The sequence below is a fragment of the Priestia sp. JV24 genome (assembly GCF_025910025.1).
GTDB lineage: Bacteria > Bacillota > Bacilli > Bacillales > Bacillaceae_H > Priestia > Priestia megaterium.
Genome location: NZ_JAPCIN010000015.1, coordinates 271,055 through 296,572 on the forward strand (window position 1 = coordinate 271,055; position 25,518 = coordinate 296,572).

A 25,518-nucleotide genomic window follows, 5' to 3' on the forward strand; every position below is an offset into this window, starting at 1 on the left:
GAAAGGGGAGAGTACGATGGGAAAACCAACAGGATTTATGGAAATCAAACGTGAAAAAGGGAAGGAACGTGACCCGTTAAAACGTTTAGGTGATTGGAAAGAGTATGCTGCTCCTTTATCTGATGAAGCGCTAAGCCGTCAAGGGGCACGATGTATGGATTGTGGCACACCTTTTTGCCACATGGGAATGGATATTAATGCTTTTACTTCTGGATGTCCAATCTATAACTTAATTCCAGAGTGGAATGATTTAGTTTATAAAGGACGCTGGAAAGAAGCTTTAGAGCGTTTAATGAAAACGAACAACTTCCCGGAGTTTACAGGACGAGTTTGTCCTGCTCCGTGTGAAGGTTCTTGTACGCTTGCTATTTCAGATCCAGCCGTTTCGATTAAGAATATCGAACGCGCTATTATTGATAAAGGCTTTGAGAATGGGTGGATTACTCCGCGTATTCCGGAGAAGAGAACAGGCAAAAAAATTGCTGTTATTGGCTCTGGGCCAGCAGGCTTAGCAAGCGCAGATCAGCTGAACCAAGCGGGTCATTCAGTAACGGTATATGAAAGAGCAGATCGTGCTGGCGGTTTATTAACATATGGAATCCCGAATATGAAGCTAGATAAAGAAGTAGTGGAAAGACGTGTTCGCTTATTGACGCAAGAAGGTATTGATTTTGTAACGAATACGGAAGTTGGAAAAGACATTACTGCTGAAGAGTTAAAAGAACAATATGATGCTGTAATTTTGTGTACAGGGGCTCAGAAGCAAAGAGATCTAGTACTAGAAGGTCGTGAAGCAAAAGGAGTTCACTTTGCAATGGACTACTTAACAACTTCAACAAAAAGCCTTTTAGACTCTAACTTCAAAGATGGTCAATTTATTGATGCTGAAGGAAAAGACGTTATTGTTATTGGAGGAGGAGACACTGGAGCTGACTGTGTAGCTACTGCTCTTCGTCAAAAATGCCGCAGCGTTGTTCAGTTTGGTAAACATCCTCAGCTTCCTGCTGAGCGTACGGCAGATAATATGTGGCCTGAATATCCACATGTATTTAATCTTGAATATGCTTATGAAGAAGCACAGGCGAAATTTGGGGACGATCCACGTGAATATTCAATTCAAACGAAAAAAATCGTGGCAGATGAGCAAGGCAATCTAAAGGAACTTCATACGGTGCAAATGGAAAAGGTAAAAGGTGAAAATGGACAGTACATCTTTACCGAAATTCCAGGAACAGAAAAAGTATGGCCAGCTCAGCTTGTCTTTATTGCGATTGGGTTTGAAGGTCCAGAGCATCCGGTTCTATCAGCGTTTGGTGTTGAAACGAAAAATCGTCGCGTAGATGCAGCGTATGGAAATTACAAAACAAATGTTGAAGGTGTTTTTGCTGCTGGTGACGCTCGTCGTGGGCAAAGTTTAATCGTATGGGCTATTCATGAAGGTCGTGAAGTAGCTAAACAAGTTGATAGCCATCTAATGGGAGCAACTGTATTACCATAACAAAAAACCGTCACAATTGTGGCGGTTTTTTGTTTATCTAGGATTTGGAACTTCATTTCCTCTACGTAAATTCTCAAACGAAACGGTTAAAATCGTGTTGGTAATTCGAACCTGTGAAGCGGGGGAGACGCTGTATAAGTTAAAAAGTTCAAATATCCAGGGGTCACGTTTTTTTAACTGTCGCGCGGCTTTTTCAACGCGTTCGTTAATAGATCCGCTGTAATTGTTATAGTTATCATCAACAAATCTTACAATGGAACGAAATAAGTATTCTGTTAGTTTGCTATCCATCCCGCCTCGTTGAGCATCTCTGTAGATGGACTGATACTGTCGTTTTAAAATTTTCATCACTCTGTCTATATCGCGTGTAGATCTAACTTCCTCTTCTTCATGCAGGATATAAGAAAATAAGTCTTCATTGTATCTATAAGGTTCTAAATAATTTTCATTCGTAGTAGGAACTACTGGATGGTAGTAGCGCGGCATATAGGGGTAAACCCATTGACTGTACATGAAACATTCACACCTTCCTCGTTCATTTCCCATTAGTTTATGCACGAACGTGCTAGCTGCTGCATGTTTGTTTTAAATAAAATTTAGGAGTTTGATAATAGGACCATCCTCTAAACTCTTGATAAGTCGATATAAAATAAATGTAAATCGGTGTATTTAGCAAGTCGGGATAATGTTGAAAAAACGCTTGGTCTCCGTAAAATATTGCTTCTAAAGCAAGGGGGAGTTCACGACGGAAAATCTGATAACGAAGCTGCGCTTGCTCGCGGCTGAACTCGCCTCCGCTAACAAAAACTTCGCCTTGAATAACTGCTTGTCGGTCTGTTACGTGAAGAGCAGCTAGTACTTCATCACGCATATTTTTATCTATCGCCTTGTTGTTATATGAGCATCCGATGCTTAAAAAAAGCTGACCGGTTGTATCAGAATGAGTAAGAGTATATTTTCTTCCGGAAACCGGATAGGAGGAAGTAGCAGGTGGAATAAGAGTCGTAGAAAGTTTTGAAGAATTAAACGAACTCATAGTCATTGACACTCCTTTTTTTGAATAAATTTCAATATTATACGGCGCTATGGGCTAAGTTGTGATAAATGTCTACTTTCTTTCTGTAAGAAAGGCGTTTTGATGTACTTTTTGAGAAAAGGATGGTAATATTTAACTAAAATTATGCATGTATAGTCCCCAAGAGTGTCTTCAAAAGCAAATGTGAATGGAGGTTATCACTTGAATATCACAACGTTTGACGGTAAGTATGGAAACTGGCTAACGACTAAAAATCCTCTTCAATTTCAAGCAGCGACTGCCTATGGGAACATTGGGCTGGCTCCTATCTATTGGGGAACAAAAGAAGAAAAAAATGGATGGTATTACATGTATCAGCCTGAAGAAATAACGGGCGTTCAAGTAGAAGGTGAAGTTGATGGTGGTAAATTTCTCATTCGAATTCCTGATGATTGGAATGGAAAGTTAGTTATGTCAGGAGTCCCAGCTACCCGAGATGAGAAATCAACGGATTTACTATTCAGCGACTATGTGTTGGCAAAAGGGTTTGCGTTTGCTGCTTCTGATAAAGGAACTCAGGGAGAAGAAGTGATAGATGATCCATTTGCTAAAGCAAAGAACGCTCTAGTGAAAGAAGAAGACTCCATTAGAAAATGGCATATTCAATACCGAGAAGTGGCAAAAATAGCTCAGAGATTTTTGTTTGAAAATTATCGTCACAAACTTCAAAAAGAAGTGACAGAATATTTTGATATAAAAACGTATGCGTTAGGTATTTCTAACGGGGGTTATGTTGTTCGCTATGCTTTAGAAAACGATGGAAAAAATGGAGAGCCTCAGCTTTTTAATGGAGGCGTTGAATGGGAAGGGGTTATGTGGCGAGCTGATCACGATAACTTGATTACTTCCTTAACACCTGTTGTAAATCATGCCGAAGAAGCACTGTACACCGTAGGTGAATCGCAAAAAGAAGCTTTGCACCGTTTGTATCAAGCAGGGTTGCCAAAAGGATCTGAGTTTTTATGGCCATATCATGACCAGTATTATTGGTTTTTAACGCTTAATATATATAGAGATGAGTTTGACAGTCAAGCACCTGAAAGCATTCCATGGCAAAAATACTTGACTCTTTTTGAAAACGGAGTTAGAGATCGTTCGTTAGATTCTATTTTTGAAAAGTATGATTATCAAGAAAGACCGCAAGATGTAAAGCAAAGAGTTCGTGAAATTGAAAATACAGGTGATATTTCCGTTCCGTTGATAAGTATTACAGGGTCGTTAGATGCTCTTATTTTTCCGGATATTCATGCTTATCCTTATGAACAACTGGTAAAAGATTCTGGTAAGCAACACCTTCATCGTCACTATGTAATTGAAAATGGCAACCACATTGATAGCTTAGTATGGAATCATCAAATTGACCCAGATCGAAAGCTTCAGCCTCTCCTCCCTTATGTGTATCAAGGATTTGAACTGCTATGTGATTGGGTGGAGAATTTTGAAGAACCTCCGAAAAATAAGAAAATAAGTGCGCCTCTCAAGGAAATGCATGTAAAAGATCTAAAAACAGAGGAAGACGTGCTGCCGTTGACTACAAAGAAAAGCATATCAACAGAAAAATAAATCGTTCAAAACCGTGCCGAAGGTGCGGTTTTTAATTTGGAAAAGCAATGTTTGAATAAAAACACCTTTGGTGAATACAAAATATTATAGTACGATAAGAATGGAATATACGTTATTTGTTATTTATTTTCATCTATTTAAAATAAAAATAATAAAAACATTGAACAAAACCGAACTTTTGTGTTAGATTAATAACTATAATTCGTACATTTATTAAATGGCTACAGTTGAAAGGAGCAAAAAACATCATGACAGCGAAAGTAATTAAAGGAAAAGAAGTAGCGCAAGAACTGCGCGCCGCATTAAAAGAAGAGGTAGCTCAATTAAAAACAAAAGGTATCGTTCCTGGTTTAACCGTGATTTTAGTAGGAGAAAATCCTGCTTCGCAATCATATGTAAAAGCAAAAGCAAAGGCTTGTGAAGAAATCGGTGTTGCGTCTGAAATTATCAAACGTGACGTATCGATTACTGAAGAAGAGCTTTTAAACGAAATCCATCACTTGAATGGAAATCCATCTGTTCATGGTATTCTTATTCAACTTCCATTACCAAAACATATTGATGAAAAAGCAGTATTAAATGCTGTATCTCCTAAAAAAGATGTAGATGGCTTCCACCCAGTAAGCGTAGGGAATATGGTTATTGGCGATGAGTGCTATTTACCATGTACACCACACGGTATCGTTGAGTTAATTAAACGTTCAGGTGAAGAAATTTCAGGTAAACATGCGGTAGTAATTGGACGAAGCAATATTGTTGGTAAACCAGTATCCATGCTGTTACTTCAAGAAAGTGCAACGGTAACAATTGCTCACTCTCGCACAAAAGATTTATCTGCTTTAACAAAACAAGCTGATATTCTTGTGTCAGCTGTAGGACAACCTAGACTTATCAAAGCAGATGATATTAAGCCGGGTGCCATTGTAATTGATGTAGGTAACACAATGGAAAATGGTAAACTCGTTGGTGATGTTGATTACGAAGCGGCTTTAGAAGTTGCAGGTTATATCACACCAGTACCAGGGGGAGTTGGTCCGATGACCATCACAATGTTATTAAAAAATACGGTAGACGCTGCTAAAACAATTAACAACGTAAAATAATAAAAAGTAAAAAAGAGGCTGAGACAAAGGTATTTTCGTTGAATGAAGATCCGAACGAGTTTGATTCTTGATTGAGAATCAAACTCGTTCGGATTTTTTCATTGATAAAGTCAACATAGGTTTCATGTATGGAGGTGCTTCTAGCTGGTGATTGGAGGGCAAGGCGAAAACTTCCGCGGAAATCAATAGCGGTGTTACAAGCGACAATACTAGAGAATTTATCCAGTTTGTTCGTCTTTAGGTTGGATTGATTTCGTTATGTCTGAATCTTTTTTTGCTTCAGTAATGGAATGGAGGCTAACAGAATAGAATGTAACAACCTGTATACAAAGAGGGGGAAGCGATGGTTACGTTACCTGCAACCGTATATTCTCAACAAATGGTGAAGAAAAAGTTAAACGTTTACTATCCAGTTGTACATTTGACTAATCAAGCTGTTCAGCACAGCATGAACAGTAAAATTTTGCAGCGCACGAATGAATTAATTCGTCAGCAGGGATATGGAGAAAATCCGGATACAGAAGAAACGGGTTATTATGAGTTGAAAACAAACGAGCGAAATGTGCTCAGCTTAACACTTGTCAATTTTGCTTATTCCGGGGGAGCGCATGGATTGACCGTGGTCGTCCCGTTAACGTTTAATGTGCTGACTGGAAAAACGTATCAACTCAAAGATCTATTTAAAAAAGACAGTAATTACGTGAGCATTCTTTCTAAAATAGTAGGAGAGCAAATAAAAGAGCGCGATATTATGGTTCTTGGAGAATATAAAGGAATTAAACCAGATCAAGATTTTTATATCGCCGATAAATCACTTGTACTCTTTTATCAGCTGTATGACCTGGCTCCTTACGTATATGGAATTCCTTACTTTCCTATTTCTATCTACGCTATTCAAGATATTATTGAAGATGAAAGTCCACTTGGTCAAATGTTTGGATAAAGTTATAAAAAATTGCGGTGCGGCCGTACGTATCTTTTTAATTCGGCCGCTAACTGCTGACGAAGCGAACGAACGCCAATCGCTTCAGCAATATCTTTTGCTACAGGAAATACCCCAATATTAGTGATATGAACACGAAGGTAACCCTCATACAAGCATCCTCGGTCCGCATGCTTGATTTTGGTGCGTACAACAGCTTCTATTTTATCGTTTTCATTTTGCAAAGGGTAAGAGTCTGTAATATGAAAACGAAAAGAATATTCCTCCATCACCATCATCCTTCTTTCTATGATATGTACTAGCATACTATACAAATAGTGAATCAGAAAAAATAAATGTGTCAAAAAGACAAAGCGCAAAGCAATCAAGGAAGCAGTTTCCTGTATGTAATGATCCTTATTTGTGAACGATAACAGAAAAAGACAAAAAGCTGGAGTTGCGATGATAAAAATAGCAGTCAAAGGATTACTTATTATTTTATCTCTATATATTCTGTATGTGGTTATAACCGCGGTGGTTCTCTTTTATGTACCTTTAAAAAAAGGAGAGGAAACGACCTCAATTAAACCGGCTAGCTTTTTTGGTCACAGGGAGTCTACGGATCGAGTGAGACTTCTTGAAGATGGTTATGAGGCAGGAAGAGTTCGTATTCAAATGATTCAAGAAGCTGAGAAATCGATTGATATTACTTATTACTCAATAGGAAAAGGAGAGTCAACTGATTTAATTATGGCCGCTCTTTTTAAAGCAGCTGATCGAGGCGTCCATACTCGCGTTCTTTTAGATGGGATAGCTAACGGCTTACGAGGAAATCGAAGAGGCGTACTCTATGCATTAGCTTCACATCCTAATATTGAAGTGAAGTATTACGAACCTCTTCAATTGTTTAAACCTTGGGCGTGGCAAAATCGTATGCATGACAAAATAATGATTGTAGACGGAGAGCTAGGCATAATAGGAGGACGGAATATAGGGGACAAATATTTGGCTAAAAAGCCTCCTCCAGATTTCGTCTATGATCGTGATGTCTTTATTACAAACAGCAAACATAAACAAGATAGCGTTATCACTCAAATGCAAAATTATATAAATGAATTATGGGCTCATCCTTACACTAAAAAAGCTTTTCATCATCTCACACAGTACCAGGTCGATCAGGGAAAGAGAATGAAAGCTTTGCTGCTGCAGCAATATGATAAAGCTAAGCAAGTAGGAGAAACGTTTGCGACGCCTAAGATTGATTGGAATGCTTCCACCGTTCCTACAAAGCGTGTTTCTTTTATTCATAATCCAATTGAACGCTTTAATAAAAGACCTTTTATGTGGAAAACGTTTATTAACCTGGCAGAAGGAGCTAACCGCTCTGTTCTTATTCAAAGTCCTTATGTGGTGCCAACCAATGCGATGAGAAAGTATATAGCAATGAAAAAGAATCCAGCTGTTCAATGGACGCTACTCACAAATTCAGTTACATCTACGCCCAATGTGTTGGCTTTTTCCGGGTATATAAGTATGCGTGATAAGATTATGAAGACAGGTGTAAAGCTTTACGAATACCAAGGACCTTATTCCATCCATGCAAAGTCTGTGATTTATGATCAAAGACTGAGCGCCGTAGGCTCTTTTAATTTAGATTCTCGTTCTACATTTTTGAATAATGAATCAATGGTCATTATCGATAGTCAAGAATTTGCAAAAAAGTTGACGATGGCGATGGAAAACAAAATGGATAAAAGTATCCTTATTGCCAACCATAAGCGATGGATTAAATCTCCTGACATCCAAAAGAAAGAAGAACCTGTTATGAAGCGAACCTTCCTATACGCCCTTGCAAAAGTGACGAGGTTTTTTAAGGAATTTATTTAAACAATCGGCAGTAAAACAAAAAGCACTCCATGGTATATCCATTGAGTGCTTTTTGTGACATATCTTATAAATAAGTGAATAAACACATTTATAAGATATGTAAATTATCCCCTTTTATTTACTGGAGAAAATCGGTAGTATAAACATAATAAATAAAAAGGAGGAAGGTACATGGAAACCGCCGTTTTAATGAAACCAGATGTAGCTTATAAAAAGGCTTATATGAGCTTTTATCATGAATGGAAAGCAAGCGGAGAAAAAATGATTCCGTGGGTAATTGCTAAAGATCCTGCTTACTTTGAAAAAATGGTTCAAGAGTTGTTAGATGCAGAAAAAGGGATCGGATTAAAAAAAGGATATGTACCCGATTCCACCTACTGGCTAATGCATCACGAAAAAGTAATAGGCGTAGTTAATATCCGCCATGAGCTAAGTGAAATACTGCGAAACAGCGGAGGACATATAGGTTATGGTATTCGGCCAAGCGAAAGACAAAAAGGATATGCGAAGCTGCTACTGAAGTTATCTCTTCAAGAAATTAAAAAGCTGGGAGTTCAACGTGCATTAGTTGTGTGTGATGATTGGAACACGGCTTCTCGTCGAACTATTCTGGCAAACGGTGGTATACAAGACGAGGATTATATAGAAGAGAACGGAGCTGTTGTTCAACGCTTTTGGATTCATACGGATAAAATGGCATAAAAAAGAGATGAATTTTTTAATTCACCTCTTTTCTGTTTAGTCATATTGTTTTAAAGCTAACTTCAGCCGCATATAGGTATACATAGCGTATGCCTGTCTTCCTTTTAAACTGTACGGATTTGCTTTGGAGCAAAGACAGTCAAGGAATTGCTCATCACATGAGCGGCATGATCCGTAATCTTCATAGCATAAATCATGGTATTTACAGCAGCAGTCTACATCATTTACAGGACAGCCGGGCCCACTGCAGCCGGGACCACACCATTTATAGCCGGGGAAGAGGCAGGGCGTGGCTTTCCGTTTGTTCGGAACAGACATAATCATACATCCTTTTCAATAGTCTCTTTACATTAAATGCAAGAAAGAGAAAAGAGACAGGGACAAACACCTTGCAGCAGCAGCCTAATTTTTATAAATTTCTATTTAATCGATAAATGCGTCATTCATCCGCATTAGTAGTTTGCCAAACAGCTCCTTTTCTTCACTTGACCATTTTTTTAACATACTATGATAGCGTTCAAGGCGCATTTGTTTATCAGTTTGCAGCATGCGTTTTCCACGTGGTGTGATGTCAAATAGGCTGACGCGTCCATCCGAAGGATCAGAAGAGCGGGAAATAAGCTTTTTGTTTTCTAAAGCAGCAGCTTGTCTAGACAGAGTTGAAATGTCGAGTTTAAATGCTTCTGCTAGCTCTTTTACACGAGCTGGTCCAAATTCATCTAATTGCCGCAATAATAAATAAGCTGATCTTTCTAGATTTCCTATTTTATTTTCAGAATTATCAAGATAGACGGCTCGTCTAATAAAGGTAGTAAGTTCATATTCAATCAATTCAATTGAATTTTTTTCTTGCATTATAATCTCTCCTTACAAAATCATTCATTGACAAAGAAATATATACTTGTATAATACAAATGTATATATAGTTGTATAGTACAAGTAAAAGTAAGTAAAGTAAAGGATGTTTATATAGTTAAATGTTAGACAACATGACAAAGTAAGGAGAGGAGGACAACTGTTCTTTATCTATAGGACAGTGACCTATAATGAAAGTGATACGAACCATTTTACAAATCGCGATTCTTTATGCTTTTTCTATGATTGGCGAAGCTGTTCACCACATACTTCACCTGCCTATCCCAGGCAGTATTATAGGCTTAATTTTAATGCTCATTTGCTTAACGTGCAAAATTGTTCCCATCAAAGTGATCGAAGACGGAGCAAGCTTCTTGTTATCTTTTTTACCTTTATTATTCATACCAGCTATGGCAGGAGTGATGAATTATCCTTCGCTTCTTTCAAGCAGCGGAGCGATTTTGTTTTTAATTATTGTGCTTAGTACAATCATTACGATGGCTGCCGCGGGGGCTGCCAGCCAACTTTTAGAAAAGAAAGCGAACAAACGAAAGGAGAAACAACAGTGCAAGAATTCTTTATCGCGCTCTTTATAATCATAGCTACAGTTGCTTTGTATCTAGTCATGGCGAAAGTATACGTACGGTTCTCCTACCCAATTCTTATTCCAGTGTTAACTACAACCGTATTCGTTATTCTTCTTTTGCTTGCTTTTCATATTTCTTATGACGAGTATATGATTGGAGGCAAATGGATTAATTCACTTCTGGGGCCAGCGGTTGTTGCATTAGCGTATCCACTTTATAAACAGCGTGAGATGCTAGTGAAATACAGCATTCCTATTATTGGAGGAGTGTTTGTAGGATTATTTGCAGGCATGATTAGCGGACTTGTGTTCGCTGAAGTATTCGGCATTGACCGAAGCCTGATTTTATCCATTGTTCCTAAGTCTATTACCACTCCCGTTGCAATTCAAATTGCTACGGGACTAGGAGGGGTGCCATCCATGACTGTGGTATTTGTTATGATTGCAGGCTTTTCGGGAGTAATTCTTGGACCTTTACTTTTAAAGTGGATTCGTATTAAAAGTTCTTTAGGAAAAGGAATTGCCCTAGGCAGCGCTTCTCATGCGCTAGGAACTTCTAAAGCATTTGAATACGGTGAACTAACGGTATCGATGAGCTCGGTATCAATGACGTTAAGCGCTGTACTGGGCTCGGTTTTTGGGCCGATTGTTGTCTGGCTATTCCAAGTGTAAAGTGAGATAAGTAAATACAGAAAACAACCCTGTTTGAGTTCAAACAGGGTTGTTTTCTATGTCAAATTACGAATTTTATTCGCAGCAAACTTTCAGTTGTGCGGCTCTTACTCTGGTACTATAATAAAAAGAAAGAAAATTCATAAAATAACCGCTTTTTTTGTTATTTTTAGGAAGGCTAGTCAATTGTCAGTTGGGTAAGTAGGCTTAGTCAAGGTTATATACGCAGTAAAAATAGCAGAAAAGAGGAGCTGAACATATTTTATGAAAGAGGAGCTCGTGTATATAGGAAAAAAGATTCTTGAACATAAATATAGCTTGTCAGAAAAATTAGCCGAACGTTTAGATTCTACACATACGCTAAGTATAGAGGAATTAAAAGAAAAGAAAATTTTGAAATGGCGAGTGTCAATTATGGAGTACTTTGGAAGAGCGCTATTTGAAGAACAAGAGGATGTACTTAAACTTGTTAAAGAATGGGCACTTGACACGGGAAAATATGCAGTGGAAAAAAATATTCCTTTAGAAAAAGCACTCGGTATCCTCCCAATCTATCGCAGCGTTATTTGGGATGTATTTACAAGAGAACTAGAGGAGCATCAGTTTGCTGCAATTACCATGCTGCATGTCAGTGAGCGAATTGATCCGCTTTTAGATACAGTAACATATGTTTTTGGTCAAATTTATGATGAGCATAATCGATATATGATGAATTTAGCTTACACGTCACTAGAAGAACTGTCAGTTCCGCTCGTACCTGTCACAAAAGGTATCGCTATTATGCCGATTATTGGAGAAATTGATACTCATCGCTCGCAAGTTATTATGGAAACTTGCTTGAAAAAAGGGACAAGCCTTCAATTATCCTATCTTATTTTGGATATTTCAGGTGTCGTGATTATTGATACAATGGTAGCAGACAATCTGTTCAAAATTCATCGATCTCTCAAATTAGTAGGAGTGGAAGCTATTATAACAGGGATACGACCGGAAATTGCCCAAACGGTAGTGAAACTGGGAATTAATTTTAATCAAATTAAAACAGAAGCAAATTTAGAAGCAGCGCTTTTAAAAATTGGGTTTAGACGTCCTGAAGAACATAGCCGTGCGCATGTATCATCACAACGCATAAAATGACCTGTCATGAACATACAATGGAGATATTCCTTCTTCTAAACGTCGGTATGAAATATGGATTTCAGCAGATAGAAAGTAAGCGCATAGTAAAAAAGCGGATGTTAATCAACATCCGCTTTTTTACTTAATAAATGCCATATGCCATGGTAGCACAAAAGCATAAACGAGGAAGTATAGCACTATTGAATAGATAAAAAACCAGCCGTTTAAATGCATATAGCCACTTTTAATCATTCCGTATTCTATGAGTAGTGAACCAGCGCAAAAGAGAAGTGATAAAACCCATTTATTTTTAGCTGTTAAGTAAGTCAAAAATAAAATGGAAAGAGAAGGTGGAATAAATGTATAGCTTAGAATATCTCCAAGTCCTGTAACTTTTGGATCTCCCAAATCAATCATGTTAAAAACACGCGTAATGATAACATCACAAAGCCATCCGACAAATCCAACTACGCAAAACGTGATATAAAAATCTCGCCAAGTTAGCTGTCGTTTAAATAAAACAAGGGCAAGAATAAATAAACATAAACTAACGGTAATCGGAAACCACAAACCATGTGCAGATAAGTCTAAATGCTGAATTGCTTGCTCCAACATTGTTCACCTCAAAAGAAAGAGTTAGTGTTGAAGTTAGCCTATGTTATGGAAGGTATTTTATACATTTTCTACGCGTTGCGTGTATATTCTTCTCGCAAGATTGAATATAACTTTAAGTCTTGATGAGCTCCTTTAATAAACATGGCTTTTCGAATCGTTCCTTCATAAGACATACCGATTTTTTTCATTACTTTCTCAGATGCAGCATTTTCAACAAAGCACCTTGCCTGAATGCGCACTAAATCCATTTCTTCAAATCCAAACGCAATTACTTTTTCAGCTGCTTCCGTAACAAATCCCTTATTCCAATATTCTTCAGAAATCGCATAGCCAATTTCCGCAATGCGATGAGTAGGGTTCCAGGTGACAAAGTCAATGGTGCCAATACATTTTTTTAAGGCTTTGATTTCCATAGCCCAAGGAGAAATGGATTGGTTGCTGTACTGCTTTAAAACGAAGGAAACAAACTCTTTTGTATCTTGAAGCTTTCGGTGCTTTTCCCAATTTACATATCTGCTTACCTTTTCATTTGAGGCATATTCAAACATGTCACGCACATCTTTTTTTGTAACTTTCCGCAAGCGGAGTCTTTCGGTTTCTAGTGTGGGTAAATTTCCGTATATATCTTTTACTTGAATCATAAAGTTGTCTCCTTTCTCAGCAAGAAGTGGATGAAGTGTTGATAATAATGTTTCATAGAAGCTGCAGCATTCCAAAAATGCGCTTTCTATTTCATGTGCTTGATTCTTTAATTGTAAAATATTTCATTGGTGAGCGTAAGAGGTCAAATGGGTTTTTGAAAAATAAAAAATTATTTTTTCTGTTCATAATCAGTTCACATATGCTTGTTAGACTAAAGTCAGAAATTACGAAGGAGTGAAATGAAACACATGAACAGTGAAGTGAAAGAAGAACGAACTTCAAATAAAAAAAGAATAGACTTATTTTTAGTTCCCATTGTTTTAATTGCAGCGTTTTTGAACTTATTTAAAATTTGGACAGATGAATACGCCAACGCTTATTACACGGCAGCTGTCAAAAGTATGCTTCAAAGTCTTCATAATTTCTTTTACGCATCTTTTGATCCAGGAGGCTATGTAACGATTGATAAGCCGCCGGTTGTATTTTGGATTCAGACAATTAGTGCCAAAATATTTGGATTTCACGGATGGAGCGTCATTCTACCGCAAGCATTAGCAGGCATAGGTTCAGTCCTTTTACTATACGTACTCGTAAAACGTACGTTTGGCGTATGGGCTGGGAGATTTGCTGCTCTTGCCATGGCTCTGACGCCAATTGTACCGGCGGTAAGCCGAACAAACAATATCGATAGTATGCTTGTGTTTACATTATTAGTAGCAACGTGGATGTTATTTCGTGCTGTGCGCACAGCTAAATTTGGCTGGGTGTTAGCAGCTTTTGCGATGATTGGTGTTGCATTTAATATGAAAATGCTTCAAGCATACATGGTTTTACCAGCATTTTATGTTTTCTATGTAGTGGCAACCAAAATCAATTGGAAAAAGAAAATTGCTTTTTTAACAACAGCGACTGCACTAATGCTCGCGGTTTCTGTCTCATGGGCAGTTGTAGTGGATTCAACTTCTGCTGATAAGCGACCTTATATGGGAAGCAGTCAAACAAATTCAGTTCTAGAGCTTGCTTTTGGATATAACGGTATTAATCGTTTAACTGGAAATACAAGCGTGACGGGAAGCAGTCATAAGCAGTCTGCTCAAACTGAGCAGCAAACAGCAAGCAGTGAAACAAAACAAAATAGCAATTCAAGTGCTGATTCTTCACAAAGCTCAAATCAAAGAAAAAGCAGCTCTTCCCAAAAGATGCAGGCTCCAGGCGGAGGGAATCAAAACGGAATGTTCAACACGGGTAATCCTGGTCCCTTCCGACTATTCCAAAAAGGGTTATCAGATCAAATCAGCTGGTTACTACCATTTGTAATCTTTTCAATCGTGGGTTTATTTGCCGGAGTAAAATTTAAAGGACCTTACACGACAAAACAAAAAGAAAGTTTATTTTGGTTAGCGTGGCTGCTACCAGTAGCTGTCTTCTTTAGTATCGCAGGATTTTTCCATCAGTATTATTTAATTATGCTGGCACCTCCAATGGCTGCATTTGCCGGAGCGGGAGCAGTAGCTTTATGGAGCATGTACAAACAGCATAATGGCTGGAAATTATGGCTGCTGCCAGGTGGTATTTTAACAACAGCAGCACTTCAAGTATATATTATGTCTCCTTATGTCAGCTCAATCGGCGTAGCGCCAATTGCAGGTGTAGGAGCACTGGGCGTCATTTTAGCTCTTGTTTTAGCTGTTCGTAAACAGCGTAAAAATTCGTTGACGAACTACCTAGGAGCCGCAGCGATGGTTGTCTTACTTGCGATGCCGGCGTACTGGGCGATGACACCAATTATTTATGGTGGAAATAGCATGCTTCCATCAGCAGGTCCTGATTCTTCAAGCGGTATGGGAGGACCTCCAAGCCCAGCAACGAATAGCAAACAGTCTGGCTTTAACGGCATGCAGCCTCCAGGAAGCTCTAGCGGCAATTCATCTTCAAACAATCAAATGCAGCCGCCAAGCGGTTCATCGAACGGCGGTCAAATGCCGGGTGGTTCGTCCAATAATGGTCAAATGCAGCCGCCAAGCGGTTCTTCAAACAGTGGTGAAATGCAAATGCCAGGCGGTTCATCCAATAATAGTCAAATGCCAAATAGCTCTTCAAGCAAATCATCATCTTCAAAACGAAAAAGTGGAGGGATGAACGCAGAAGTAAACAAAAAGCTACTAAACTATTTAACAAAAAATAATACAGGTGAAAAATATTTATTTGCCACAACGGATTCAACTTCAGCTGCACCTTACATTATCAAAACGGGCGAGCCAGTAATGGCAATGGGTGGATTTAGCGGTTCAGATCCAATTTTAACGGTAAGTAAATTAAAAGCCATGATTAAAAAAGGTGAAGTGAAATATTTCTACTTGTCTGGAATGGGCAAGGGAGGTCAATCTGACGTTATCACGTGGATTAAAGAAAATAGTAAGGAGATTCCTTCTTCCAAGTGGCAGTCTACTTCATCAAGTGCTCAGCAAGGGCCATCTGGAAACGGAACACTATACGAAATAACGCTTAAATAAGGAGGGCATAAACATGAGTTCCATTGTTAAATATTCTATTGTTGTTCCTGTCTATAACGAAGAAGAAGTGATTCATGAAACCTACCGCCGTCTCACAGAAGTGATGCATTCAACGAAAGAAGCTTACGAGCTTCTTTTCGTGAACGACGGCAGTAGAGATCGAACAGCAGAAATCATTAAAGAGTACAGTGAGCAAGACCCAGCGGTTGTTTTATTAGATTTTGCCCGTAACTTTGGTCATCAAATTGCTATTACAGCTGGTATGGATTATGCAAGAGGAGAGGCGGTCGTTGTGATTGATGCTGATTTGCAAGACCCGCCCGAATTGATTTTAGAGATGATTGAAAAATGGAAGCAAGGGTTTGACGTTGTATACGCTAAGCGTACAAAGCGAAAAGGAGAAACATACTTTAAAAAACAAACGGCTGCTATGTTTTATCGCTTCTTACGTGCGATGACCGATATTGATATTCCGCTTGATACAGGGGATTTCCGTTTGCTAGATCGCAAAGTGTGCAATCAAATGAATAGCATTCAAGAAAAAAATCGCTTTGTTCGCGGATTAGTAAGCTGGGTGGGCTTTAAGCAAATAGCAGTAGAATATGAGCGAGACGAGCGTTTGGCGGGTGAGTCGAAATATCCTTTGAAAAAGATGCTGAAGCTTTCAATGGATGGCATTACGTCTTTCTCTTATAAACCGCTGAAGCTAGCTAGCTATGCTGGTGTAACGCTATCTGGTATCGGTTTTATTTATCTTTTAGTGGTGCTGTATTTGAAGTTATTTACAGACAGCACCATCACAGGGTGGTCGTCATTAATTGTCATTCAGCTATTCTTTAGCGGCATCATTTTAATTATTCTTGGTATGATTGGAGAATATATTGGCCGCATCTACGATGAAACAAAAAATCGTCCACTCTATATCGTCCGGGAAAAGTATCAGCTTGAACCACGCAAGGAAGTATCACTTCGTGACTAACAAATGGATATCTTTTATTAAATTTGCGTTAGTAGGAGTTTTAAATACACTGATTGATTTTGTAGTGTACGCACTTTTAACAACAATTGGTGTTAACTATATACTAGCGCAGTGGATTTCATACAGTGCGGGCATTTTAAACAGTTATGTCATGAATCGCAAATGGACGTTTGAGAGAAAAGAAAAAAGCAGTAAGCGTGAAGTGATTTCATTTGTGATCGTAAATTTGATCACTTTATCTCTAACATCATTTCTGTTGACTGTTCTATATAATAAATGGGGGGTAGCGCTGCTACTTAGTAAACTTTTAATTACAATCGTAAGTGTCGGTATCAACTTTATTGGTACTAAATTATTTGTATTTACTACTAAAAAAAAAAGAGGGATTCATATATGACGATAAAAAAAGCAGTTATTCCAGTAGGCGGTTTAGGAACTCGATTTTTGCCAGCGACAAAAGCGCAGCCCAAAGAAATGCTGCCAATTGTCGATAAGCCTGCTGTACAATATATTGTAGAAGAAGCTGTGAAATCAGGTATTGAAAGTATTATATTTATTACAGGACGAAACAAAAAATCAATTGAAGACCATTTTGATAAATCAATTGAGTTAGAGCAAATGCTTGAAGAAAAACACAAGTTCCAAATGCTAAAAGAAGTACAAACGATCTCATCAATGGCCAGCATTCACTATATTCGTCAAAAAGAGCCGTTAGGACTTGGTCATGCTATTCTTTGTGCCGAACAGTTCATTGGAGATGAGCCGTTTGCCGTTCTTCTTGGAGACGATATTATGACTTCTGAAGAACCTGCGCTCAAGCAGATGATCCAAACGTATGAAACGACTAATCAATCAGTTATCGGAGTTCAAAAAGTGGATGTTGAAGAGGTATCAAAATACGGAATCATTCAGCCGAAAAATAAATCTGGCAGCCTTCATGAAGTGAATGACTTGATTGAAAAACCATCGATAGAACAAGCTCCGTCAACTATTGCCGTTATGGGCCGCTATATTTTAAATCCTTCTATTTTTTCTTATCTAAAAACGATTGAAAGAGGGGTAGGAAATGAATTACAATTAACAGATGCACTGGGTGTGGTATGTGAAAAAGAGCGATTGTTTGCTCTTGAACTGGAAGGACAGCGCTTTGATATTGGAGATAAGGTAGGCTATATGAAAGCGATGGTAGAAGTTGCGTTAAAGCGCAGAGATTTACGTCAAACGTTTTTATCGTATTTGGAGGGAATTGTAGAAAAAGAACGAGCAAACAACTTCAGCTAATAAGAGTTAATCAGTTTGTTCATATTCAGTTCATATTTGAAGTCTAAAATCATTGTATGATCTTATGCGGCTCTCTGTTTACTATAAACAGAGAGCTTACTGTGCGTAAAAGCTGGACAAACTTAGGAATAGGGAGAGACATGTATGATTCAAATATTAGTTGCAGATGATGATCAACATATTCGAGAGCTGATATCATTATATTTAGAAAATCAAGGATTCAAAATTATAAAAGCAGCAGATGGTGAAGAAGCGTGGGCGAAAATGGAAGAGTTTCGAATTGATCTAGCGGTCGTTGATATCATGATGCCATTTAAAGACGGATGGGAACTAACAAAGGAAATTAAGGAGTATTTTGATATACCAGTTTTAATGGTAACAGCTAGAGGCGAATCGCATGATAAGCTAAAAGGATTTGATATCGGAACAGACGACTATGTCGTGAAGCCTTTTGATCCTCAGGAAATGGTTGCTCGTGTAAAGGCTCTTTTACGCAGGTACCAAGTAGAAGCTAACAATGTAATCTATATGGGGAATATAAAACTAGACCGTACCAAATTAGAGATGAGTGCAGGAGAAGCAAGCGAACAGCTGCCGTTAAAAGAGTTTGAACTACTGTTCACGTTAGTTAGTTCTCCAGGAAAGATTTTTACTCGTGATCAGCTTATTCAATTAATTTGGGGATATGATTATGAAGGCGATGAGCGCACGGTAGACGTTCACATAAAACGTCTGCGAGAGAGACTTAATCATATGAAAAACGTCGGTATGGAAATCAAAACAATTCGCGGACTAGGCTATAGAGCAGAAGGGTGTTAACGTGAAATCAATTTATGTAAAGCTGGTTCTGTCATTCATCATTACAATTTTATTGAGCGTTGTGATTACCGTTGTCGTCACGACAGTTCTTAGCAAGCAGAAGCTCGAAATGCGATTAGGTCAGGATATGGTGAAGATGGGAGAAGATTTTATCGATTTGTACGGAGCAGAAGACTCGGACAAAGCTGCAAGGTTTTTATCTAATTCATCATTCATTCATTTTTCGTTTATTATTATTGATGATCAGCATGAAGAAAAAGTATTAGGACAGCCAGGACCACCTATTCCAATTACACCGAAAGAAGTAGATCAAGTATTAGACGGGAAGCGTTATTCTAATTTAAACGAGGAAAAAGATGATCGTCCACAGCCAAACGTAGTGGGTCTTCCTTTTAAAGAAAATGGACGGTCGTATGCTCTATTTATTCAGTCTCATCCACAGCGGCAATTTTCAGTTATTCAAGATGTTCAAAATATCCAGCTTATTACGATTTTATTAGTAGGTATTGTATTATTTGCATATGTTTCAATGATTATTATTAAACCGATTAAGCGTCTCAGTACAGCGATGAAAGTTGTTGGACAAGGCGAATACAATGTGCAAGTCGAGCACGCAGCGAATGATGAAATCGGTCTGTTAACTAAAAATTTTAATCAAATGACTAAAGAATTAAACAAAATAGAAACAATGAGGCAAGAGTTTATTGCTAGCGTTTCGCATGAGATTCAATCACCGCTGACCTCTATTCGCGGTTTTTCAGCGGCACTTAAAGATGATATCGTCAGTGAAGATAAAAAGATACAATATTTAACCATTATTGAAAAAGAAAGTACAAGACTTTCTCAGCTTAGTTCCAATTTGCTAAAGCTTGCTTCTCTAGACTCTGAACATCAAACGCTAATGCTGCAGCAATACCGGTTAGATGAACAAATCAGGCATGTGGTCATGGCTTTAGAACCTCAGTGGACAAAAAAGAACATAGAAATTGACCTTGATTTATCCAATGTTCAAATAGAAGCAGATAAAGATTTGTTAGAGCAAGTTTGGCTGAATTTAGTAACAAATGCTATTAAATATACGCCTGAAAATGGATTTGTGAAAATATCTATTCATCAAAAAAACGAGGAAATAGACGTGAAAATAAAGGATAATGGAATTGGTATTGCCGAAGAAGATCAAAAATATATTTTTGAAAGCTTTTATAAAGTAGATAAATCGAGAACGTTAAAAGGAAGCGGCCTCGGTCTAGCCATTACAAAAAAAATTGTTCGGCTGCATGAGGGCGCAATACGTGTTGAAAGCAAAAAAGAACAAGGAAGCATTTTTACGGTAACCTTGCCTATCCAAAAAAATAGGGCTAAAAAAGACTCGTCTGTGTAAGTTCATGCAGATGAGTCTTTTTTATTAGGTCAAAGATATAAAAAAAATTAATAATATCTATTTATTTTTTTAATCCCTACTTGACATATAGGTAAAGTGTAAATAATATAGATAGTATAAATCTTTTGAAAAAATTGGGATGCTAAAGAAGCTGATCGGTCAACCGAAGGCTCATACTTGTTCGCTACTAGTGTGGGCCTTTTCTGTACATTGGTTGTGGTCATTAAAATCTCAATCTTCAACTGAACATATGGGGAGGATTACCATGTATTTATCTTCTGCACATTATACAAGTACTTATAGATGTTGTTCGCTTTGTTTATTCAACTGCAACTAAAATATAAATTTATCTATGAATAGGAGAATGATAAAATGGCTTCAATTACACAAGAAAAATTAGATTATATTGTTAAATTACTAACTGAAATCAACTATGGATCTGTACTAATTACTCTTCACGATGGACAAATTACTCAAGTGGACAGCACGGAAAAAAACCGCTTTTTAGCTAAAAGCAAAGTAGCAAGCCACAAATAAGCCTAATTAAATACGTATTTAGAGAAACTGAAGGGCCAGCCTAGCTAGCGAATGCTTGACGGCGGGGCAAGCAAGTACTGTACTAAATATAGAAAACGTGCGTATTCGTATTAAAATTGACTTTCTTTCCGGCAGAGTATTTAGAATTTTTCGAATTAAAATTGAGTTATAGGTTGTATGAGTATGACGATGAGAAGTATAAAGCTTCTAAAGCAGCAGCTTTATACTTTTTAAAATTATGAAAATCTGACAGTTTCATTCCTGTGCTGACCGGATTACCGAAGGCTTCTGACCTGTGTTAGGAGTCTTTTTTTATTCTTAAATTAATATAATAGGAGGAGAAAAGATGGAAAATTTATTACGAGCAGCGGTGCGGCAAAGAAAACAATACCTCATTGAAGAGTTACTGAAAAAAGGGATTTACAAAAAAGAAAACCATCATCTTTTTGAACTTACACTCTCTGACTTAGAAAAAGAGTATCTGGCACGCAGTAAGTAAGGAAAGTACGTAAAAAGAACTAAAATAAGTGTAAAAAAGATTAAAAACCCAGTTGACTAATAGGTAAAGTGTGTTTATTATAAAAACAAGAATAAATTGTCTTTTCAGAAAGTATCTTCTTTTTATTCTTACGAATAAATTTAATAAGAATAATTTAAGAGCATATACGCTGATCAGACTAACTGAAGGCTGCTTCTCTTTTCAAAGAGATAGCGGCCTTTTTGTATTTTTTTATAAAAAGGGGAGTAAAAAATGAAGAAAAAAGCAGTTCAGTTTTTAATGGTGCTAACGGCACTGCTGGTCGTGCTAGCAGGTTGCGGCAATGGGAAATCTACTGAAACAGCAGGGAAAGATAGTTCTGCGAGTAAAAACGATTCAAAAAAACCAGTAGAGCTTTTAAACGTTTCATATGATCCTACACGTGAGCTTTATCAGGAGTTCAATAAGAGCTTTGCATCTTATTGGAAAGATAAAACAGGGCAAGACGTTACTATCAAGCAATCACACGGTGGCTCTGGTAAGCAAGGCCGGGCAGTTATTGACGGTTTAGAAGCGGATGTCGTAACGCTTGCGCTTGCATACGATATTGATGAAATTGCTCAAACTCGCCAATTATTAAATAAAGACTGGGAAAAAGAATTGGCTCATAATTCTACACCATACACATCAACAATTGTTTTTTTAGTTCGTAAAGGAAATCCAAAGGGAATTAAAGATTGGGATGATTTAACGAAAAAAGGTACATCCGTTATTACACCAAATCCAAAAACGTCTGGAGGCGCACGCTGGAATTATTTAGCGGCTTGGGCATACGCGAAGAATAAATATAACGGAGATAACAAAAAGGTTGAAGACTTCATGAGTAAACTTTATGGAAATGTCGAAGTGTTAGACTCAGGCGCACGCGGAGCGACAACTACGTTTGTAGAACGGGGCATTGGAGACGTGTTAATTGCATGGGAAAATGAAGCTTACTTATCGTTAAATGAGCTAGGAAAAGATAAATTTGAAATTGTAACACCGTCATTGAGTATTTTAGCAGAACCGCCTGTTGCTGTAGTAGATAAAGTAGCTGAAAAGAAAGGCACAACAAAGGTAGCAAAAGCATACTTGAAATATCTATATACAGAAAAAGGTCAGGAAATCGCAGCGGAAAATTACTATCGTCCTCGAAATGAAAAAGTATTAGAGAAACACAAAGATCAATTTCCTTCTCTTAACCTAGTCACCATTAAAGATTTTGGCGGCTGGAAAAAAGCTCAAGAAACTCATTTTAACGATGGAGGAACATTCGATCAGATTTATCAGCCAAAGTAATATGATGCATTAAAAAAAGTAAATGAGGAAGATACGAATGGTAATTCGTATCTTCTGTGTACATGTATCTTGAAAGCAGAGAGAGGTGTAAGACGTGAGCGTGTTACAACGACAGAAGAAAAAGGAAAGTATCTTACCTGGATTTGGGCTTTCTTTAGGTTTTACGATGTTTTATGCAAGTATCCTTGTGCTTTTTCCGTTAGCGATGATTTTTCTAAATACGGCATCTATGGGATGGAGCGACTTTATTAAAACTGTTACAGACTCTAGAGTAGTAGCATCATATAAATTAAGTTTTGGAGCAGCATTTGCAGCAGGGATTATTAATGTTATTTTTGGAACTATTATTGCATGGGTATTAGTGAGATATCATTTTCCCGGAAAGAGGTTTATTGATGGACTTGTAGATTTGCCGTTTGCTTTACCAACTGCTGTTGCCGGCATTGCCTTGACCACTCTTTACGTTCCGAAAGGATGGATTGGTCAATTATTTACGTTTAAAATCGCATTTACGCCTATCGGAATTATTATCGCTCTGACGTTTATTGGTCTGCCGTTTGTTGTCCGAATGGTGCAGCCAGTATTGCAAAACTTTAATGCAGAGATCGAAGAAGCATCGGCTAGTTTAGGAGCCAGCCGAATGCAAACATTCAGAAAAGTTATTTTTCCAGAGCTGGTGCCTGCTATTTTAACAGGCTTTTCTCTTTCATTCGCAAGAGCGCTTGGAGAATACGGGTCAGTTGTTTTTATTGCTGGAAATATGCCGATGAAAACTGAAATTACGCCGCTTATTATTATGACAAAACTCGAGCAGTACGATTATGCGGGCGCTACTGCTATTGCATCAGTCATGCTCGTTGTATCATTTTTTCTGTTATTACTTATTAATATTATTCAATGGTGGACAAATCGTAAATTTGTACATAGTTAAGGAGGGATGACATTGGCAGGACATGTTCCAATGCAGCATGCAAAAACGACTGTTAAACTTAATCATTCTAGTTTAAAAGAGCCCAAAGTCGTCCAGTGGCTGCTTACATTTATTGCACTGGCTTTTTTAGCTCTATTCTTAGTGCTCCCGCTCATCACCATTTTTATGACAGCTTTTCAAAAAGGGTTGGAAACGTATCTCGCTGCGATTACAAATCCGGATGCTTTGGCTGCTATTAAACTAACGCTAATTGTGGTGCTTATTACTGTTCCTTTAAATGCCGTTTTCGGCGTGGTAGCCGCATGGTTAATTACAAAGTTTGATTTTAAAGGAAAGAATATTTTAATTACGCTTATTGATTTGCCGTTTGCTGTTTCACCTATTATTGCTGGATTGGTTTTTATTTTATTATTTGGTGCACAAGGGTTATTCGGAGAATGGTTGTTTAATCACGACATCAAAATTGTATTTGCTATTCCCGGTATTATATTAGCTACGCTTTTTGTAACGCTTCCGTTTGTTGCCAAAGAATTGATTCCACTCATGCAAGCTCAAGGGTCAGCCGAAGAAGAAGCATCGTTAACGTTAGGAGCCAGCGGTTTCAAAACTTTTTTTCTAGTGACGTTACCTAATATTAAATGGGGCTTATTATATGGCATTATTTTATGTAATGCGCGGGCGATTGGGGAGTTTGGAGCTGTTTCCGTTGTGTCTGGGCACATTCGAGGAATGACAAATACGATGCCTCTTCATATTGAAATTCTCTACAATGAATATCAATTTGCAGCAGCGTTTGCGGTAGCATCTTTAATGTCAATTTTAGCTATTTTTACATTAATTATAAAAAATATTATTGAGTGGAAAGTCAAACATATTTAAAAAGGAAGGAGCTTATGAAATGAGTATCCATATTAAGCACGTATCAAAGAACTTTGGTGATTTTAAAGCGCTGGATTCTATTAACATTGATATTCAAACGGGTGAATTAGTAGCTTTACTCGGTCCGTCCGGTTCTGGAAAAACATCTTTGCTTCGTATCATTGCCGGTCTTGAACATCTTGATCAAGGAGCTGTTTTATTTGATGGAAAGGAAATTACGGGCATAAATCCAAAAGAGCGGAATGTAGGGTTTGTTTTTCAACACTATGCTTTGTTCAGGCATATGACTGTGTTTGATAACATTGCGTATGGTTTAAAAGTACGACCTAAAAAAACAAGGCCTTCTAAAACAGACATTACCAAGAAAGTAACCGAGCTGCTGCAGCTTGTTAAACTAGAGCTGCTTGCAAATCGCTATCCCTCTCAATTATCGGGCGGACAGCGCCAGCGAGTAGCGCTTGCTCGAGCGTTAGCAGTAGAACCGAAAGTACTGCTATTAGATGAACCTTTTGGCGCTCTGGATGCAAAAGTTCGCAAGGATTTGCGCAGATGGCTGCGTAAATTGCATAATGATTTTCATATTACGAGTATTTTCGTTACGCATGATCAAGAAGAAGCCTTGGATGTAGCTGATCGTATTGTTGTGATGAACAACGGGAAAATTGAGCAGATTGGAAGTCCTGAAGAAGTATATGATCATCCTAACAGTCCATTTGTGTACGATTTTTTAGGAAACGTCAATTTATTCAAGGGCCGCATTCATAAAGGCAGACTAAAACAAGGAAGCTTTGAAATGGATGTTCCAGAATTTAACGGAAGGAATGAAGAAGCAGCTGTTGGGTATGTACGACCTCATGATATTCACCTTGAAAAGGTAAAAACAAGCGCAGATGCTGTTTCTGCAACCGTTAGCCATATTCATGTGATAGGGGCTATCGTGCAAGTTGAATTAAAAAGAGAAGATGCAGAAGAATTTTTAGAAGCTGAATTGAGCAAAGAGCACTATAAAGTCCTCAGTCTTCAAGTGGGAGAGAAGGTGTATGTAAAGCCTAAGCAGCTAAAAGTATTTATTCCAGAAGATTATTCTATTTAATAAAAAGCGTAAAGGGTATGCCTTTGCGCTTTTTATCTAACAATAAATTA

General features: G+C 37.8%; 28 protein-coding genes. 21 read left to right on the top strand and 7 right to left on the bottom strand.

Annotated elements, in window-relative coordinates; all coding sequences use genetic code 11:
* Positions 1-16: 16 nt before the first annotated feature.
* Positions 17-1,498: a glutamate synthase small subunit gene (gene gltD, locus OK414_RS10700; RefSeq protein ID WP_013082931.1), complete on the top strand. Its 1,482-nt coding sequence runs from the start codon at positions 17-19 to the stop codon at positions 1,496-1,498.
* A gap of 33 nt (positions 1,499-1,531) precedes the next feature.
* On the opposite strand, the gene OK414_RS10705 is transcribed toward gltD, so the two are convergent.
* Both OK414_RS10705 and OK414_RS10710 read right to left on the bottom strand, forming a co-directional pair.
* Complete coding sequence (locus OK414_RS10705; RefSeq protein WP_034652606.1) at positions 1,532-2,011, bottom strand: hypothetical protein; 480 nt, start codon at positions 2,009-2,011, stop codon at positions 1,532-1,534.
* 52 nt (positions 2,012-2,063) lie between these two features.
* A complete protein-coding gene (locus tag OK414_RS10710) occupies positions 2,064-2,534 on the bottom strand; it encodes a staygreen family protein (protein WP_013082933.1) in 471 nt (156 codons plus the stop codon).
* Between the two features lie 201 nt (positions 2,535-2,735).
* Between OK414_RS10710 and OK414_RS10715 the strand changes: the two genes are divergently transcribed.
* The 3 genes from OK414_RS10715 (at position 2,736) to OK414_RS10725 (ending at position 6,182) form a co-directional block, all read left to right on the top strand.
* A complete protein-coding gene (locus tag OK414_RS10715; RefSeq protein ID WP_034652604.1) occupies positions 2,736-4,136 on the top strand; it encodes a tannase/feruloyl esterase family alpha/beta hydrolase in 1,401 nt (466 codons plus the stop codon).
* A 248-nt stretch (positions 4,137-4,384) separates the two neighbouring features.
* The gene (gene folD, locus OK414_RS10720; RefSeq protein ID WP_016763907.1) at positions 4,385-5,239 is read left to right on the top strand and encodes a bifunctional methylenetetrahydrofolate dehydrogenase/methenyltetrahydrofolate cyclohydrolase FolD; all 855 of its coding nucleotides are present in this window, start codon (positions 4,385-4,387) and stop codon (positions 5,237-5,239) included.
* Positions 5,240-5,582: 343 nt separating this feature from the next.
* Entirely contained in the window at positions 5,583-6,182 is a 600-nt protein-coding gene (locus tag OK414_RS10725) for a DUF3298 and DUF4163 domain-containing protein (protein WP_013082936.1), read from the top strand.
* Positions 6,183-6,184: 2 nt separating this feature from the next.
* On the opposite strand, the gene OK414_RS10730 is transcribed toward OK414_RS10725, so the two are convergent.
* The gene (locus tag OK414_RS10730) at positions 6,185-6,451 is read right to left on the bottom strand and encodes a diaminopimelate epimerase (RefSeq protein ID WP_100229235.1); all 267 of its coding nucleotides are present in this window, start codon (positions 6,449-6,451) and stop codon (positions 6,185-6,187) included.
* 172 nt (positions 6,452-6,623) lie between these two features.
* Here OK414_RS10730 and OK414_RS10735 point away from each other — a divergent pair, with 172 nt between their 5' ends.
* Positions 6,624-8,048: a phospholipase D-like domain-containing protein gene (locus OK414_RS10735; protein ID WP_034655195.1), complete on the top strand. Its 1,425-nt coding sequence runs from the start codon at positions 6,624-6,626 to the stop codon at positions 8,046-8,048.
* Positions 8,049-8,219: 171 nt separating this feature from the next.
* On the top strand, positions 8,220-8,750 hold the full coding sequence (locus OK414_RS10740) for a GNAT family N-acetyltransferase (protein WP_016763911.1): 531 nt from the start codon (positions 8,220-8,222) through the stop codon (positions 8,748-8,750).
* A 36-nt stretch (positions 8,751-8,786) separates the two neighbouring features.
* Here the strand turns inward: OK414_RS10740 and OK414_RS10745 are convergent, their stop codons facing one another.
* Positions 8,787-9,074, bottom strand: coding sequence for a phospholipase (locus OK414_RS10745; protein ID WP_306385328.1), 288 nt, complete (start codon positions 9,072-9,074; stop codon positions 8,787-8,789).
* A 99-nt stretch (positions 9,075-9,173) separates the two neighbouring features.
* The gene (locus OK414_RS10750; protein WP_016763912.1) at positions 9,174-9,605 is read right to left on the bottom strand and encodes a MarR family winged helix-turn-helix transcriptional regulator; all 432 of its coding nucleotides are present in this window, start codon (positions 9,603-9,605) and stop codon (positions 9,174-9,176) included.
* A 191-nt stretch (positions 9,606-9,796) separates the two neighbouring features.
* Here OK414_RS10750 and OK414_RS10755 point away from each other — a divergent pair, with 191 nt between their 5' ends.
* The 3 genes from OK414_RS10755 to OK414_RS10765 all read left to right on the top strand — a co-directional run bounded on the left by OK414_RS10755 (position 9,797) and on the right by OK414_RS10765 (position 12,000).
* Positions 9,797-10,201 (top strand): CidA/LrgA family protein, encoded by a 405-nt coding sequence (locus OK414_RS10755; protein WP_263045585.1) that lies wholly within the window; start codon positions 9,797-9,799, stop codon positions 10,199-10,201.
* On the top strand, positions 10,171-10,863 hold the full coding sequence (locus tag OK414_RS10760; protein WP_013082941.1) for an LrgB family protein: 693 nt from the start codon (positions 10,171-10,173) through the stop codon (positions 10,861-10,863). The genes OK414_RS10755 and OK414_RS10760 overlap by 31 nt, the downstream gene beginning before the upstream one ends.
* 264 nt (positions 10,864-11,127) lie before the next feature.
* Positions 11,128-12,000 carry an STAS domain-containing protein gene (locus tag OK414_RS10765; protein ID WP_034652598.1) on the top strand — a complete coding sequence of 291 codons (873 nt, stop codon included), beginning with the start codon at positions 11,128-11,130 and terminating at the stop codon, positions 11,998-12,000.
* Between the two features lie 120 nt (positions 12,001-12,120).
* On the opposite strand, the gene OK414_RS10770 is transcribed toward OK414_RS10765, so the two are convergent.
* Together OK414_RS10770 and OK414_RS10775 are read right to left on the bottom strand one after the other, a co-directional pair.
* Positions 12,121-12,597, bottom strand: coding sequence for a hypothetical protein (locus OK414_RS10770; RefSeq protein ID WP_263045586.1), 477 nt, complete (start codon positions 12,595-12,597; stop codon positions 12,121-12,123).
* Between the two features lie 68 nt (positions 12,598-12,665).
* Positions 12,666-13,238 carry a GNAT family N-acetyltransferase gene (locus OK414_RS10775; RefSeq protein WP_013082944.1) on the bottom strand — a complete coding sequence of 191 codons (573 nt, stop codon included), beginning with the start codon at positions 13,236-13,238 and terminating at the stop codon, positions 12,666-12,668.
* Between the two features lie 240 nt (positions 13,239-13,478).
* On the opposite strand from OK414_RS10775, the gene OK414_RS10780 reads away from it, so the two are divergent.
* The 12 genes from OK414_RS10780 to OK414_RS10835 all read left to right on the top strand — a co-directional run bounded on the left by OK414_RS10780 (position 13,479) and on the right by OK414_RS10835 (position 25,468).
* On the top strand, positions 13,479-15,752 hold the full coding sequence (locus tag OK414_RS10780; RefSeq protein ID WP_263045587.1) for an ArnT family glycosyltransferase: 2,274 nt from the start codon (positions 13,479-13,481) through the stop codon (positions 15,750-15,752).
* A gap of 13 nt (positions 15,753-15,765) precedes the next feature.
* The gene (locus OK414_RS10785) at positions 15,766-16,731 is read left to right on the top strand and encodes a glycosyltransferase family 2 protein (protein ID WP_095379579.1); all 966 of its coding nucleotides are present in this window, start codon (positions 15,766-15,768) and stop codon (positions 16,729-16,731) included.
* The gene (locus tag OK414_RS10790; RefSeq protein WP_095379580.1) at positions 16,724-17,128 is read left to right on the top strand and encodes a GtrA family protein; all 405 of its coding nucleotides are present in this window, start codon (positions 16,724-16,726) and stop codon (positions 17,126-17,128) included. The genes OK414_RS10785 and OK414_RS10790 overlap by 8 nt, the downstream gene beginning before the upstream one ends.
* The gene (gene galU, locus OK414_RS10795) at positions 17,125-18,012 is read left to right on the top strand and encodes a UTP--glucose-1-phosphate uridylyltransferase GalU (RefSeq protein WP_263045588.1); all 888 of its coding nucleotides are present in this window, start codon (positions 17,125-17,127) and stop codon (positions 18,010-18,012) included. Before OK414_RS10790 ends, galU begins: the two co-directional genes overlap by 4 nt.
* 144 nt (positions 18,013-18,156) lie before the next feature.
* Positions 18,157-18,831, top strand: a complete 675-nt coding sequence (locus OK414_RS10800) for a response regulator transcription factor (RefSeq protein WP_216875125.1) — start codon at positions 18,157-18,159, stop codon at positions 18,829-18,831.
* A gap of 1 nt (position 18,832) precedes the next feature.
* Positions 18,833-20,212 (top strand): sensor histidine kinase, encoded by a 1,380-nt coding sequence (locus tag OK414_RS10805; protein ID WP_216875127.1) that lies wholly within the window; start codon positions 18,833-18,835, stop codon positions 20,210-20,212.
* A 372-nt stretch (positions 20,213-20,584) separates the two neighbouring features.
* A complete protein-coding gene (locus OK414_RS10810; protein WP_013056824.1) occupies positions 20,585-20,749 on the top strand; it encodes a YezD family protein in 165 nt (54 codons plus the stop codon).
* A 346-nt stretch (positions 20,750-21,095) separates the two neighbouring features.
* Positions 21,096-21,248, top strand: coding sequence for a Fur-regulated basic protein FbpA (locus OK414_RS10815; protein WP_034652581.1), 153 nt, complete (start codon positions 21,096-21,098; stop codon positions 21,246-21,248).
* A gap of 252 nt (positions 21,249-21,500) precedes the next feature.
* Positions 21,501-22,565: a sulfate ABC transporter substrate-binding protein gene (locus OK414_RS10820; protein WP_216875129.1), complete on the top strand. Its 1,065-nt coding sequence runs from the start codon at positions 21,501-21,503 to the stop codon at positions 22,563-22,565.
* A 94-nt stretch (positions 22,566-22,659) separates the two neighbouring features.
* Positions 22,660-23,496, top strand: a complete 837-nt coding sequence (gene cysT / locus OK414_RS10825) for a sulfate ABC transporter permease subunit CysT (protein WP_216875131.1) — start codon at positions 22,660-22,662, stop codon at positions 23,494-23,496.
* Between the two features lie 12 nt (positions 23,497-23,508).
* Positions 23,509-24,375: a sulfate ABC transporter permease subunit CysW gene (cysW, locus tag OK414_RS10830; RefSeq protein ID WP_034652577.1), complete on the top strand. Its 867-nt coding sequence runs from the start codon at positions 23,509-23,511 to the stop codon at positions 24,373-24,375.
* 19 nt (positions 24,376-24,394) lie between these two features.
* Positions 24,395-25,468, top strand: coding sequence for a sulfate/molybdate ABC transporter ATP-binding protein (locus tag OK414_RS10835; protein ID WP_216875133.1), 1,074 nt, complete (start codon positions 24,395-24,397; stop codon positions 25,466-25,468).
* Positions 25,469-25,518: the final 50 nt, after the last annotated feature.